The organism is Methanonatronarchaeum sp. AMET-Sl (genome assembly GCF_029854155.1).
GTDB lineage: Archaea > Halobacteriota > Methanonatronarchaeia > Methanonatronarchaeales > Methanonatronarchaeaceae > Methanonatronarchaeum.
Genome location: NZ_CP122958.1, coordinates 24,565 through 38,700 on the forward strand (window position 1 = coordinate 24,565; position 14,136 = coordinate 38,700).

Sequence of the window (14,136 nt, forward strand, 5' to 3'; positions counted from 1 at the left end):
TTTTAATCTCCATAAACTTCATTAGGATTGAAAATCCTTTCCTCAATTTCAATAAAACCATCTGTTGTTAATTTCCTATAAAAACAGGTGTGGTGACCAGTGTGACATGCTCCGCCTTCTTGATTAACTTTTAACAAAATGGTGTCGCCGTCACAATCTAAATACAAATTAATTACTTCTTGAGTATTTCCAGATTCCTCTCCTTTTTTCCAGAGTTTTTGGCGACTACGGCTCCAATAATGCGCTACACCTTCTTCAATCGTTTTATTTAAAGCCATTTCATTCATATGGGCGACCATTAAAATTTTATCAGTTTCAAAATCTTGGACAACTGCAGTAATAAGTCCATCTTTAAAATTTATTTGTTCTTTAATATCGATAAACTCAACACCATTCAATATAACCACCAATCTTTAAAACAAAAAATTGAGAATACAGATTTATCCATAAATTGTTATAACTAAGTAAGGACCTCAATACCATTTATTCTTTCCCCAAACACCTAAAAAACAACCACAAAATAAATTTCGAACGATTTAGAAAAGAATATAATAAAGATATATTAAGTGGCCTCTCCCTGGAGATGAGAGGTATTAGCTCTGCTTTAAGATAATGTTTATTAGAAACCTTGTAGTTATACAAATAGGGGGTGGGGTTTAGAGATGGTGGAGCAGAAAACTGTTAAAGTAACTGTTTATTCCTTTATATTGCTTTTTGTTTTATTGGGGGTTACCCTTTCGTTTTTAACAAGAAGCGTTGTTTATGTATTCATAGGGATTATTGGTGGTGGGATTTTATTTTCATTCTACAGGATCTGTCTGTGGCAATCAGTTCCTCTTGAAGAAAAAATTTATTCCTTTGAAGAGAGCGAAACAGAGTTGTACCCAAAATTTAACTCAATGAAAGTTCAAGTAAATGTGGGAGAAAGAGTATTGTCTAACGAAACTATTGATTATAACGAAAATAACCATACTTCCCGAGCTTATTACTGTGGGCAATGTGGCTTGTTTATGAATACTCATCGTGAAGATTCTATGCCGCCTAAATGGCTTTCTCCAGAGCATAAGAAGTATATAGAAACTCCAAGTTTATTGGTCTGTAGATGTCCTTTATGCAATAATACAACCAGGCATGTTTCTTAACTGATTATGATTCCATAAAGTTGGTATGGAAGGTTTATTCCGATGGAGAAATTTAAGTTTTTAGAGCACACAGCAGATGCACAGTTTATCGCTTATGGCCAAACTCTCAACCAAGCTTTTGAAAACGTTGGTTTAGCAACATTTGAAGTTATGATGGATACCGATTTAATCGAAGATATTGAGAAAACTGAAATACAGGTAGTTGGCGATGAGATTGATGCGCTTGTTTATGACTGGCTTTCAGAACTCATATTTCTTTTCAGTGCAGAAAACATGGTGTTCAATAAATTCAATGTTGAAATAATTGAAAAGGAAAAAAGATTCCAGTTAGATGCGGTTGTATGGGGTGAAAAAATAGATATGGAAAAACACCAAATTCATACTGAAGTGAAAGCTCCAACATACCATGGGCTTTCAGTAAAGAAAAACGATTTTTATGAAATTAAAGTACTCCTAGACACCTAACCATATATCTAGTTACTGAGTTTAAAGATCTAAGATACTTTTTATATTCAATTGGATAATGGAGGAATGAATTATGAAGCGAGAAAAACTAACTAAAATTAATGATTTAACTTGGGAAATCCCAGAAAACTACAAAAACTGTATGACCGTTCCAGGAAGAATGTACCTATCAACAGACCTGGTCGACATAGTTGAAGAAGATACTTACGAACAAGTCGCAAACGTTGCATGTCTACCTGGAATAGTTAAATACTCACTAGCAATGCCTGAAGCCCACCTTGGATATGGATTCCCAATAGGTGGAGTTGCTGGAATCGATATAGAAAACGGTGTAATAAGTCCAGGCGGCGTAGGCTTCGATATCAATTGTGGAGTAAAGACATTAAAGACTAATCTAGAGTTAAGTGACGTCAAAGGAGGGGTTGAAGAACTAATAAATAGATTGTTTTCAAACATACCCTCAGGAGTCGGTTCAGAAAGCAAATTAAAATTGAGTTACAACGACCTTGATTACCTACTGGAAAATGGATTGGATTGGGCTTTAGAAAATGGTTATGCAAATGAAGAAGATGTAATATATTGTGAAGAAGAAGGACGTATGGATAGTGCTAACGCTGATAAAGTTAGTAAAAAAGCTAAACAAAGAGGTCTAAGTCAGGTTGGAACTCTTGGAAGCGGAAACCATTTCCTTGAAGTACAGTATGTAGATGAAGTATTGGATGAAGAAGCTGCAGAAAATTTTGGGCTGGAAAAGAACCAGGTAGTTGTAATGATTCATACTGGAAGCCGGGGATTCGGACATCAAGTATGCACCGACTATGTTAAAAAACTTGAGAAAGCTACAAAGAAATACAACATAGATATTCCAGATAAACAGCTTGCTTGTGCTCCATTCGACTCAAAAGAAGGGCAAGATTACTTCTCTGCAATGGCTTGTGCAGCAAATTATGCATGGGTGAATCGACAAGTAATAACAAGTTGGGTTAGAGATATATTCAAAGATTATTATGGAAACGATACAGAACTCAACACACTTTATGATGTCGCCCATAACATGGCTAAAAAAGAGACGCACAATGTTGATGGAGAAAAAAAAGATCTAATAGTTCATCGTAAAGGAGCTACAAGGGCTTTTGGACCAAACCACAGCGATATACCAAGAGATTACCAAGAAACTGGACAACCAGTAATGATTCCTGGGAATATGGGTGCACCTTCTTACATACTTAAGGGAACCGATTTCGCTATGGAAAACACATTTGGTTCAACCTGCCATGGTGCTGGAAGGAAAATGAGTCGATCACAAGCTAAGAGGGAGTATTGGGGGGAAACTGTTCAAAAAGAGCTTTCAAAACAAGGTATATATGTAAAAGCAACACATGGAGCAGTAATAGCTGAAGAATCACCAGGAGCCTATAAAAACCCTAATAAAGTTGTGAACGTAGCTCACAACGTAGGTATATCTAAAAAAGTTGTTAAATTAAAGCCTCTTGGAGTCGCCAAAGGATAACTAACACACCTAATATCTAACTAAAAATCTATTTATGTGGTAACTCATGTTGGGTTACCACATTTTCTTATTTTAATAGTTTTTTGTTTTTGGGTTTTAACGGTCTTGAAGTGTCTCTACTTCTTCAACTAACTGTTTTCCTGCTGCTACTTCATCTATGCTGTGTATAACAGCTCCAGTTTCTTCTATTATTTTCTTAACTTCATTGAAATCTATTTTGTTTCCTTCGATTGTGACTTTAACATTCTCTGTTTGTTGATCTACTTCATATAAACTTAGGTTGACTCCTTCGATTCCTGAAATAGTGCTTATGCTTGTAGCTAGTTCTAGTAAACTTGGTTCGTGTGGTTTCAATACATCCAAAACTACTCTTTTGATAACGCCAGACATCTTTAATCACTAATGTACGTCTAATTATTTAATATTTGATGTAAATTGATTTAATGGTAAAAAAAGAAAAATAGGTAGGTAGCCTCGTTAGAGGCTTTATCTTTCAAGTTTTGCTTTAACTCTTTTTAGTCGGAAGAAGGATTCTCTTTCCATTTCATCGAGTTTCATTTCAATGTAGTCAACGGTGTTTTCGAATTTTGGTATGAGGTTGTATTCTAGTGCGTTGACTCGTCTTTTGGTTTTCTCGATTTCTTCGGATAGTAGTCTGATGCTTTCTTCTATTTCGGCTACCAGTACAATCATGTCGAGGACTTCTTCGAATCTTTCAGCTGCTTCGTCGAGTTGTGGTGGTGTGTCTATTGGTGAAAAACCTCTTTCTCTGTATTTACGTTTTGGGTTGCCTTTTTTCTCTAGTTTGGGTACAGTTACGCCCATTATGTTTTTCTTGGCCGTTTCAAACTCGAGTTCAGTTTCTTTGACTGAGGTTGTTAGTGATTCTACTTTAACTGCTCCAGATTCTGCCTCTGCCTCTATTAGCATTCGGAATGCATCTTCAAGTTCTTGTTCGAGTTCTTCTCTGATTCCTTTTGCTTCTTTAACGACCTCGAATAACTCCATTATTAGGGCGTCTCTTTTTTCTTCCAGTAGGTCGTGTCCTTTTTCCGCTAGCTCTAGTCTTTCCCGCATCTCGAGAAGGTCCATCCGGATGGGACGGACACCGTCAACGATATCTTTAGACATTTTAATTCAACCTCTTTATTGTTCTGTTTCTGCAGCTTCGGTTTCTTCGGTTTCTTCGGTTTCACTGGGTTGGTAGTATTTTTCTATGTAGTCTCGGTCGATTCTTTTGAGTTCTTTTTTTGGTAGTTGTGAGAATATGTCCCAAGCGATTTGGAGTGTTTCTTCTATTGTTCTTCTTTCATCGAGTTTTTGTGAAACGAATTTTTCTTCGAAGTCGTCGGCTATGTTGAGGTACATTCTGTCTCTTTCGGTTAATGCTTCTTCTCCGACAACTGCTACTAGGTCTCTTAGGTCTCTTCCTTCTGCGTAGCTTGAGTAGAGTTGGTCGCTTACGTCTCCGTGGTCTTCTCTTGTTTTGCCTTCTCCTATTCCTGAGTCCATTAGTCGGGAGAGGCATGGTAGGACGTCGATTGGTGGGTATATTCCTTTTCTATGTATGTTTCTTGAGAAAACTATCTGGCCTTCTGTTATGTATCCTGTTAGGTCTGGTATTGGGTGTGTTATGTCGTCGTCGGGCATTGTTAGCATGGGTATTTGGGTGATTGTTCCTTCTTTGTTTTTGATTTTTCCTGCTCTTTCGTATATGCCTGCTAGGTCGGTGTACATGTATCCTGGGTATCCTCTTCTTCCTGGTACTTCTTCTCTTGCTGCTGCGATTTCCCGTAGTGCTTCGCAGTAGTTTGTTAGGTCTGTTAGTAGGACGAGTATGTGCATGTCTTTTTCATATGCTAGGTATTCGGCGACTGTTAGTGCGATTCTTGGTGTGACGATTCTTTCGACTGCTGGGTCGTCTGCTAGGTTGAGTAGGACGACTGTTCTTTCTAATGCTCCTGTTTTTTCGAAGCTTTTCATGAAGAAGTTTGATTCTTCGTTTGTTATTCCCATGGCTGCGAATACAACAGCGAAGTCTTCTTCTTCTCCTCCACGGACTCGTGCTTGTCTTGCTATTTGGGCTGCGAGTTCGTTGTGGGGTAGTCCTGATACTGTGAAGACTGGTAGTTTCTGTCCTCGTACCAGTGTGTTCATTCCGTCGATTACGGATATACCTGTTTCGATGAATTCTTCTGGGTGTTCTCTTGCTTCTGGGTTTATGGATGATCCATAGATGTCTCTTTCTTCATCTGGGATTATTTCTGGTCCACCATCGATTGGTCGGCCGGTTCCGTCTAGTACTCTTCCGAGTAGGTCTTCGGATACACCTATTCTCATTGTCTGGCCTGTGAATCGGACTTTTGTGTTTTTGGTGTCTAGGCCTCTTGTTCCTTCGAATATCTGGATTACTGCTCGGTCTCCTTCGGCTTCTAGTACTTTACCTCTTCTTTTGACTCCGTCGCTTCCGACGACTTCGACGACTTCGTCGTAGGCTACTCCTGATACTTCTTCAACGACCATTATGGAGCCTGATACTTCAGATACTGTTGAATATTCTATTGCTCCGGATTTGCTCATCTTCTAACCTCCTTTTTAAGTTTGTCTACTTCATTTTTCATTTGGTTCCGGATGTCTGTGACTTCTTGTTCGAAATCTTCTTCTGGTACTTCTTTCATCCGGGCTATTCTTTGTTTGACTTCCATTTCTGCTATTTTGTCTGCTGGTACGCCTTGGTCAACTGCTTCTGTTGCTACTTCGTGGAACTGTAGGATTGTTTCTAGCATCTCCATTTGTTTTTTGGGTGAGCAGTATGTGTCTACGTCGTGGAAGGCGTTTTGTTGTAGGAAGTCTTCTCTTAAGATTCTTGATACATCTAATACTACTCTTTCTTTTTCTGGTAATGCGTCTGGCCCTACAAGTTGTACTACTTCTTGTAGTTCGTCTTCTTGTTGTAATAGTTCAAGTGATTTTCTTCTTAGTTCGAGCCATCCGTCTTTTATTTCTTGGTCCCACCATTTTTTGACGTCTTCGTTGTATAGTGAGTAGGATTCGAGCCAGTCTATTGCTGGGAAGTGTCTTCTGTCTTTTAGTTCTGTGCTTAGGGCCCAGAATACTTTGACTATCCGGAGTGTGTTTTGGGTTACTGGTTCTGAGAAGTCTCCGCCTGGTGGTGATACTGCGCCTACTACTGAGACTGATCCTTTTCTGTCTTCTTGTCTTACCATTCCGGCTCTTTCGTAGAATTCTGCGAGCCGTGTTGCGAGGTATGCTGGGTATCCTTCTTCTCCAGGCATTTCTTCAAGTCGGCCTGAGATTTCTCTTAATGCTTCGGCCCACCTTGATGTTGAGTCTGCTTGTAGTGCTACGTTGTATCCCATGTCTCTGTAGTATTCGGCTAGTGTTATTCCTGTGTAGATTGATGATTCTCGGGCGGCTACCGGCATGTTGCTGGTGTTTGCTATTAGGATTGTTCTTTCCATTAGTGATTCGCCGGTTTCTGGGTCTTCTAGTGCTGGGAATTCTTCGAGAACTTCTGCCATTTCGTTTCCTCGTTCTCCACATCCAATGAATATTATTACGTCTGCGTCTGCCCATTTGGATACTTGGTGTTGTAGGACTGTTTTTCCGGTTCCGAATCCTCCGGGAATTGCTGCTGTACCGCCTTTTGTCATTGGGAAGAATGTGTCGAGGACTCTTTGTCCTGTTATTAAGGGTTCGTCTGGATTGAGTTTTTCGTCTTGTGGTCTTGGCTCTCTTACCGGCCATCTTCTCAACATCTTTATTTCTTCTATTTCTCCTTCCGGGGTCTCTATTTCGGCTATTGGTTCGTCTACTGTGTATTCGCCTTCTTTTATTGTTTTTACTGTTCCTTTGATTCCTCTTGGAACCATTACTCTGTGTTCAACTATCTCTGTTTCTGGGACTGTTCCAAGTATTGTTAGTTCTCTTACTTCGTCTCCTTCTGATACTTCTGGCTGGAACTCCCATTTTTTTTCGAAGTCTATTGATGGTACTTCTATACCACGTGGTATGAAGTCTCCTCCTTCTTGTCTTATGTAGTTCAGGGGTCGTTGTATTCCATCGAATATTGAGCTCATTAGTCCTGGAGCTAGGTCGACGGATAGGGGTTGGCCTGTGTTAACGACCTTTTCTCCTGGAGCGACTCCTGATGTTTCTTCATAACACTGTATTACGGCTTTATCGCCGTCTAACTCGATGACTTCTCCGAATAGACCCATTTCTCCTATTTTCACTACCTCGTACATCTCTGTTCCTTTCATGTTGTCGGCTTCGACAACTGGGCCTGAAACTTTAACTATTCTGCCTTCTTCACCACTGGATTCCACTTTACTTTTAGTAGAAATCTTAAATTCCTCCTTTATTTATTTAGATGTCTTCTAGATCTATCTCTACACCAACTGCTTTCTTAACCATTTCCTGTAACTGGGATTGTGTTGACCCATGTTTGTCAGGTATCTCAACTATAATTGGGAATACGTCTCCTCTGTCTCTGAATCTCTTTAATTCTTCTCGGTTTTGTTCTGCGATTCTTTCTGTTGTTATCACTATGCCTATGTCGTCGCTTAATTCATATAATGCGTCTTCGAATTCTTCTCCTTCTTTCGCTACTGAAGCTTCTTTTACTCCGGCTAGTTTGAAGCCTGTTACGGTGTCTTCATCGGCGATTACAGCTACTTTCACAGTACCAAGACCTCCGAGATCTCTTCATAACTCAGGCCTGCGTTTTTGTATGTAAATATTTTTCTGAGGTTCTGAACCTCTATCCTCTTTAAGGCGAGGTATCCTAGTATTACTCCTGGCCCAAGTGGTTCGTCGCGATATATCTCCATAGCGGTTTTCTTAAGTATTTTGTCGAGTTTTATCGATGCTTTTTCTACAACTTCAGGGCATTCGCAGTCTTTTAGTTCGGTGAGTGGTTCGAAGTAGGTTTCTTTTAGTTCTTGGACTGCTTTTCCTAACTCGTCGTATTCAGCCATTGTTAAAAGTATTTCGATGTCTATTTTGTAGGGCTCTATCAAGAATTGTTCGATTTCTTCTGGATCCATTTCGTCTCTTATTGACCTGAGAACTGTTTCTACGTTGACTCGGTCTACCAATAGACCGAAGTATCTTTCAATGTTTTTGTCGTGTTTTTCGAAGTATTTTTTTATTCTTGTGTCGCTGCGTTTGACTTTATTCATTATGTTTTCGTAAAGCTTTAGGTCTAAGAGAACTTCTGGTTCCAGTAGGTCTTCTTGTTCATCGATTTCTTGAAGTATTGGAACTAAAAAACTGTATTCAGTTTTTTTGAGTTTCTCTGCCGCTTCTTTATAGTCCATGGATTTTGCTATATCGTCTATTAGGTTGTATAGCTCTGTATCTGTTTCTATTAAGAACTCTCTGTAGTCATGGTCTTTATCTTTAATCGCCCTCAATGCTACTTTGAGGTTTTGAACGTCCCAACGGTTCATGTATTCTCTAAATACCTTTTTCAGTATTTCTGGACTGTATTTCGCTATGTTGTTTTCTTCTTTAAGAAGATGATTGCAGAGTTCTCGATCTACATCAAAATAGTCTTCATCTTTCGAGATATTTTCACTGTACTCAGTGTCTTTAAGCATCTCTATTGCTTCCGACACAGTGTCGGTTTGCGCGATCTCTGTCATTTTTTGAGGCGAAATTAACTTTGCTTTTTTCGCCCGTACCCTACCAAGAGAAAAATCTAGTGAAGAGATTCCTGTTTCTTTCATTTAATTACCCGGCCAAAAAACTTTTATTAATATTTATAAATATCTGTTGACAACTGCCATCATTCTCAATCTGCTTTTTTTTATTTAAACTTTTGTTATCGATTTCACTAAATGACCACTAAAATCATTTAATTACTAGCAGCGTTAACCCAAAATTTGGTGGCTAACGGAGTTAGGGCTTATAAAACATAGATATTACTACAAACAAATAGGTTTATGGTTTTGATTTAGGGTTTATTTCCGAATTGTCTTAATTTATGTGTTTTGCTTCGATCCGTACTTTATGGAAGACAAGTCCCTCAGGATCCATGGATAATATTCTTTCTTTGTTCTGTCTGTCAGTGATTTTAAGTCCATTTTGGTTTAGTTTTTCTTCAAGTTGTTTTTCCGTGTTGGCTCCAGCAAGGCACGTTACAACCATGGATATATCTTCTCTTAATTCTTCGGGTATATCCTTGTTAACTATTATTTCAGAAAAATAGGCTCTGCCACCTGGCTTTAATATTTTGTTTATGCAGTCCAAAGCCATTTCTTTTTTAATTAGGTTTAAAACACAGTTGGTGAAAACTACATCGAATGTGTTTTCTTTAAAAGGTATTTTTTCGGCGTCGCCTACAACGAACTCTATGTTATCGATATCTAAATCGTTTATGTCTTTTTGGGCTTTATAAGCCATTTCTCCAGAGAAATCAAGGCCGACTACCTCTCCTTTTGGTAGTAGTTGAGATGTTATAAAACAGTTTAGGCCTCCACCGGAACCTAACTCTAAAACTGTTTCTTTGCCTTCCATCTTTATATCATGTAATGGATAATCACATCCAAGTGATATTAGGTCTTCGGAGGCGGTTTCTGCCTCCGGAGATTCGTTTACATCGATTTCAGTGAACCCATCTACCTCGCCTTCGGCTACCTTTGAATAAAACTCTTTTATCTTTTCTTTCATTTGCTCAATCTCTGTATTTGGAGTATATTTTTTCTCGATATAGAGATTCACCGTTTTTGTTTGTTAGGTTGAAGTTACAGAAAGGTATCATCCTTCCGTCTGGGACAACAACGTGTATGCAACATTTCTCTGTTCTGTTTGTTTCATGTGTCCATGCGTCTTGGAAATCCATTATTGATATTGTTAGGTAGTTTTCCATTGCTCTCCTAACAAAGTCTTCCCATCCTCCTGCTTCACAACAGGAGTCGTCGGAACTCATGGTGTCTAATAGTTCTTGAGGATCTGATTCACAGCCACATCGACTTCCTTTCCATCGATTTTCTACAGATGATTTTGTCTTTTCTGCTATATCTCCGACTTGTCCTGAGGCCCCAAGTGTTTTATCTGTTAATGGAAGAAACTCATCGTTCTCATCTAATATTGCGAGACAACTGACATCACAATGTACACTTGGACAGGAGGTTGGAGTGAAGTTTTTAACCCCTATCTGACCTTCTGTCTGGTTTTCAATTGCTTTAGCAGTTTCCCACAGGGTTACTCTGCTGTCTTCATCTAGCCAAGAAGGAGATCTTCCAAACAACGAGACTGGTTGGAAATGAACTCCCTTAACCGCTGGAATCAGTTCTTTTGCAAAATCAACTATTTCGCCTACTTCATTAATGTTGTAGCCTTTAGCAACAGTTGGTACAAGCACTACACCAACTCCGGCTTCTGCAGCTCTCTCTATTGCCTTTACTTTCTCTTCAAGTAGTGGTTTTCCATATCTTTTTTCATAAACATTATCTGAAACCCCATCGAAACTAAGGTAAAGTGAATCGATTCCTTCATCACATATTTTTTTGAAGAACTCTGGGTCTCTAGCTATTCTCACACCATTTGTATTTAATTCGATGTGGTCTATACCAATCTCTCTACCCATCCTAATTATTTCTGGAAGGTCGTCTCTAATTGTGGGTTCTCCACCAGATATTTGAACAAGAGAACTACCATCTGACCTCTCTTTAACTGTTTCAAACATATCTCTAATCTGGTCTAAAGATGGTTCATAGTAATCTCCACCTTTTTTTGAGTCAGCAAAACAAATAGAGCAATTCATATCGCAGTTTTCAGTTACCTCCAAAACAGCGATGCATGTATGTTGTTTATGTTCATTGCAGAGCCCACAATCCATTGGACATCCTTCTTCTCTTATTGTTTTTGGAGATGTTGGTTTTGTACGATCAACCTCGAAATCCTCCATCCCTAAATAGAAATCTGAATTTCTTGATGTCACTGTTTTAAAGACACCATGTTCCTCACATTTTTTTTCAAGAACCACTTCATCATTTTCTATATATTTCTCTCCAACAATGACTCCAAGACACTCTGGACATACACTTTTATATTCTCCTAATTTTTTAACCAAAAAAACACCTCAATCTAAATATCACAGCTAAACAAAAAATATCTCGCTATTTAGATATTCTAAATAGTATTATTTTATCTTTTTTCTTAAAATATTGATTTATTGTATATTCTGTTTTTTATTTTTTAATTAATTCATTTTTTTAGGCTAACGCTATATGGTTAGCTAACGCTATCTGGTTTTGTCTTATTATAAAAATAAAGCTGGGTCAGGGGTGTTTAGCCCCTTAATCCCTTATTTTTTAGGAATGGTTAGGCTCTTTTTTCTTCTAAGATGTTTGCTGCTGCGGGTAGTGTTTTTACAGCGACGTCTTCGGATACGTATCCTTGTTCACAGTCTGGACAATACATTCCTAATACAGGTCTTGTGATACCTAGATAGCTTATGTCTATGTTTTTTTCTCTGGCTTTTCCACCACATGCTTCGCAGACCCATTCTTCAAGTTCTGTTCCTGGGCCTCCGGAGGCTGGACCTTCAATTGACATTTTATGTCCGTATGCGGATACGAGTTTGAATTTGTCTTCATCGACTTTTCTGTATCTTGCGTATGTTGTAAGGTTGTCGCCTTCTTTTTTTGATAGGACTGTTCCGTCTTCGTTATTTACTAATTTGTGTCCTGATTTCTCGCCTTCATGGATTGCTGCCTTTATGCTTTTTTCATCCAAGCCTCGTTCTTCTACGAGATCTTCTACTTCACCTGACATTTCTAATTCGAATTTTGGTTTCTTTTTCCAAATCATTATTCATACCCCCTTTTTAGAACCTCTCATACTGTCCATGGTCTTTGGCCGCCCTCACCATTGCATGTATATTTCCTACTGGTGCGTATGTTGGGCATTCACAGGCTGTTCCTAGTATGAATCCTCTTGGGCTGTCTTTTCCTTTTTCAAGCTGATCTACAGCTTGATCGTATACTTCTCTTGGAGACCCCATCTGGACAAGTGATGTGTCTACTACACCGAATGTTGTACATTTATCTCCGAAGTTTTCAACTAATTTATCTGCTGAGAATATTTCTCCATCTTCGTATCCTATCTGCATAACGGTGAATGGGGACATTGGTGCGTCGGTCCATAGGTCCCAGTCGTCTTTGTGTTCACCACATAGGTGGTAATATACTCCTGGGCCTGAACCGTCTTTCAACGTGTCTTTCACGGCTTTACAGGTTGGCTCGTAGTTGAATCTCTCGATTTGATCTCGGTTGAGTAGGTCACCATTTGCAACAACTGAACCGGCTATCATAACGTTCATTCCATATCTATCAGCGACTGCTCTGTTTGCTTGTAGCATGTGGTCGGCCATTTTATATACAAGGTCTTCTACAATCTCCGGCTCTCTTATTAACCACATTAATAGTTGTTCTGCTTGAACCATGTTTGAGGCTACATCGAATGCTCCATTGAATTGTGTTACCGGTGCAAACATATCGGGGTATTCGTCTAGACAGGTGTCTAGTGCTGTAAAGTGTCTTTCAAGTGTAGGGCCTTCTGCAAGTTCTTCTGGACCTTTTATCTCTAGGTCGTCTACGTCTTCGGGTTCTTTTAGTGGGTATTCATCTATGACTGGTGGACTTTTTTCAGTATATTTGAGTTTAGCTCCATAGTCTTCTCCCCAGTAATCTCCCCATAAATAATGGCCTACTGGAGTTATGTCGTATATTTCACAAGCATTACAAACCATTCGTACTGCATCATCGGGATTCTGCCAGAAATACTTGGTGTCTTTCCTGAATAGCGTTGCAGCGTTTGACAGAAGTATTGGGTCTACAATGACCCGGTCCGATGGTGTATCGGCGAATGGCGTTGTCCATAATGTCGCGGCTTTCCCTAACCATTCTTCATCTATATTGGGTAAAAAATCATCTCTTGGCATACTCTAAAACCTGTTTATAGATTTGACAACATTTATTATTTATACCTTTCGGTTTTAGGGGTATTAAAATCGTTTATTAACTAGTATATCTTTATAAAAACCCCATATAAAGTTTTTTTACTAAAAAAAACGATATATAATTAATTTTTTGGTAAATACACTCTATGAACCTAATTTTCTTTATTTAAAAACAATTTAGTGTTTTTATGTTACTAAGGTTTTTTAGAGTTACTAACATTTTTTTGGATTTTTATTATGTTTGGAAATTATTTTATTAAAAACTGATATAACAAAAAAACTAAAAAATAGTTTATAGATTTCTTATAACTTCTTGTTTACAGCGAGTTCCGTGAAATCGTCCTTCTCCTAAATAGACGGAGTTCTAAGCCCTTACCTAATATAAAAAAAATAGTTGTTTGGCTCCACCCTATTTGTTGGGTGGCGGGCCAAACTGTTTTACGCAAACTTTGAACCCTTAATAAATCTAGTAAATATAATATTTAAAAAACAGTTTTTAGTTTCTTTTTGTTTTCTGGTCTATAGTTCCTCCACTTCATATCACCTTCTTCATTTCTTCATTTCTTTTTTCTTTTTTTGGACATGCCATCTGAATACTTTGAAAGATAGTAGCACCGTTATTAGGAATCCAGTTAGGGTTCCTATTACGATGCCGATACCAGGGAACGTAATTCTTCCGCCGATGTATAGTCCAGCGAAAGAGGATGCGATTACTATGCCCGCAAAAACTACGCCCCACAGCATGCCTTTTAACATTACATCTTTACTCATTTTCTAAATCAATTTTCTATTAAATTCCAAATACCAGTAGTAGCGCTATCAATAGTCCGTAGATCGCTAGAGCTTCCGCGAAAGCGACGTATATAATTGTTATACCGCTTACTTCTGGGTTCTCTGCTATTGCGCCTGCGCTTGCTACACCGACTCTTGATATAGCCCATGCAGCCACGAGTGCTGGTATTGCTATAGCGAGTACTGCTGCAAGATTTAATCCAATTTCTAACTCTATCATATCTTCACCTCCTTCT

General features: G+C 38.6%; 16 protein-coding genes. 3 read left to right on the forward strand and 13 right to left on the reverse strand.

Features of this window, described 5'->3' with window-relative positions; translation table 11 throughout:
* Positions 1–2: 2 nt before the first annotated feature.
* Positions 3–398, reverse strand: a complete 396-nt coding sequence (hisI, locus tag QEN48_RS00105; protein ID WP_280108385.1) for a phosphoribosyl-AMP cyclohydrolase — start codon at positions 396–398, stop codon at positions 3–5.
* 264 nt (positions 399–662) lie between these two features.
* Between hisI and QEN48_RS00110 the strand changes: the two genes are divergently transcribed.
* The 3 genes from QEN48_RS00110 to QEN48_RS00120 all read left to right on the forward strand — a co-directional run bounded on the left by QEN48_RS00110 (position 663) and on the right by QEN48_RS00120 (position 3,117).
* The gene (locus QEN48_RS00110) at positions 663–1,142 is read left to right on the forward strand and encodes a hypothetical protein (protein WP_280108386.1); all 480 of its coding nucleotides are present in this window, start codon (positions 663–665) and stop codon (positions 1,140–1,142) included.
* Between the two features lie 42 nt (positions 1,143–1,184).
* Positions 1,185–1,607, forward strand: a complete 423-nt coding sequence (locus tag QEN48_RS00115; RefSeq protein WP_280108387.1) for an archease — start codon at positions 1,185–1,187, stop codon at positions 1,605–1,607.
* Positions 1,608–1,680: 73 nt separating this feature from the next.
* Entirely contained in the window at positions 1,681–3,117 is a 1,437-nt protein-coding gene (locus tag QEN48_RS00120) for an RtcB family protein (RefSeq protein WP_280108388.1), read from the forward strand.
* A gap of 96 nt (positions 3,118–3,213) precedes the next feature.
* On the opposite strand, the gene QEN48_RS00125 is transcribed toward QEN48_RS00120, so the two are convergent.
* The 12 genes from QEN48_RS00125 to QEN48_RS00180 all read right to left on the reverse strand — a co-directional run bounded on the left by QEN48_RS00125 (position 3,214) and on the right by QEN48_RS00180 (position 14,120).
* Positions 3,214–3,507, reverse strand: a complete 294-nt coding sequence (locus QEN48_RS00125; protein WP_280108389.1) for a DUF211 domain-containing protein — start codon at positions 3,505–3,507, stop codon at positions 3,214–3,216.
* Positions 3,508–3,603: 96 nt separating this feature from the next.
* Positions 3,604–4,248 carry a V-type ATP synthase subunit D gene (locus tag QEN48_RS00130; protein ID WP_280108390.1) on the reverse strand — a complete coding sequence of 215 codons (645 nt, stop codon included), beginning with the start codon at positions 4,246–4,248 and terminating at the stop codon, positions 3,604–3,606.
* A 15-nt stretch (positions 4,249–4,263) separates the two neighbouring features.
* Positions 4,264–5,697, reverse strand: coding sequence for a V-type ATP synthase subunit B (locus QEN48_RS00135; RefSeq protein ID WP_280108391.1), 1,434 nt, complete (start codon positions 5,695–5,697; stop codon positions 4,264–4,266).
* Positions 5,694–7,466 (reverse strand): V-type ATP synthase subunit A, encoded by a 1,773-nt coding sequence (locus QEN48_RS00140; protein WP_280108392.1) that lies wholly within the window; start codon positions 7,464–7,466, stop codon positions 5,694–5,696. Before QEN48_RS00140 ends, QEN48_RS00135 begins: the two co-directional genes overlap by 4 nt.
* A gap of 40 nt (positions 7,467–7,506) precedes the next feature.
* Positions 7,507–7,821 (reverse strand): V-type ATP synthase subunit F, encoded by a 315-nt coding sequence (locus QEN48_RS00145; protein WP_280108393.1) that lies wholly within the window; start codon positions 7,819–7,821, stop codon positions 7,507–7,509.
* Entirely contained in the window at positions 7,818–8,870 is a 1,053-nt protein-coding gene (locus QEN48_RS00150; RefSeq protein WP_280108394.1) for a V-type ATPase subunit, read from the reverse strand. Before QEN48_RS00150 ends, QEN48_RS00145 begins: the two co-directional genes overlap by 4 nt.
* Positions 8,871–9,120: 250 nt before the next feature.
* Complete coding sequence (locus QEN48_RS00155; RefSeq protein ID WP_280108395.1) at positions 9,121–9,813, reverse strand: methyltransferase domain-containing protein; 693 nt, start codon at positions 9,811–9,813, stop codon at positions 9,121–9,123.
* 4 nt (positions 9,814–9,817) lie between these two features.
* Positions 9,818–11,218 (reverse strand): radical SAM (seleno)protein TrsS, encoded by a 1,401-nt coding sequence (gene trsS, locus QEN48_RS00160; protein ID WP_280108396.1) that lies wholly within the window; start codon positions 11,216–11,218, stop codon positions 9,818–9,820.
* Positions 11,219–11,469: 251 nt separating this feature from the next.
* Positions 11,470–11,958, reverse strand: a complete 489-nt coding sequence (locus QEN48_RS00165) for a hypothetical protein (protein WP_280108397.1) — start codon at positions 11,956–11,958, stop codon at positions 11,470–11,472.
* Between the two features lie 16 nt (positions 11,959–11,974).
* Positions 11,975–13,090, reverse strand: coding sequence for a uroporphyrinogen decarboxylase family protein (locus QEN48_RS00170; RefSeq protein ID WP_280108398.1), 1,116 nt, complete (start codon positions 13,088–13,090; stop codon positions 11,975–11,977).
* 567 nt (positions 13,091–13,657) lie between these two features.
* Complete coding sequence (locus tag QEN48_RS00175; RefSeq protein WP_280108399.1) at positions 13,658–13,879, reverse strand: hypothetical protein; 222 nt, start codon at positions 13,877–13,879, stop codon at positions 13,658–13,660.
* Between the two features lie 19 nt (positions 13,880–13,898).
* A complete protein-coding gene (locus tag QEN48_RS00180) occupies positions 13,899–14,120 on the reverse strand; it encodes an ATP synthase subunit C (RefSeq protein WP_280108400.1) in 222 nt (73 codons plus the stop codon).
* Between the last annotated feature and the right edge of the window lie 16 nt (positions 14,121–14,136).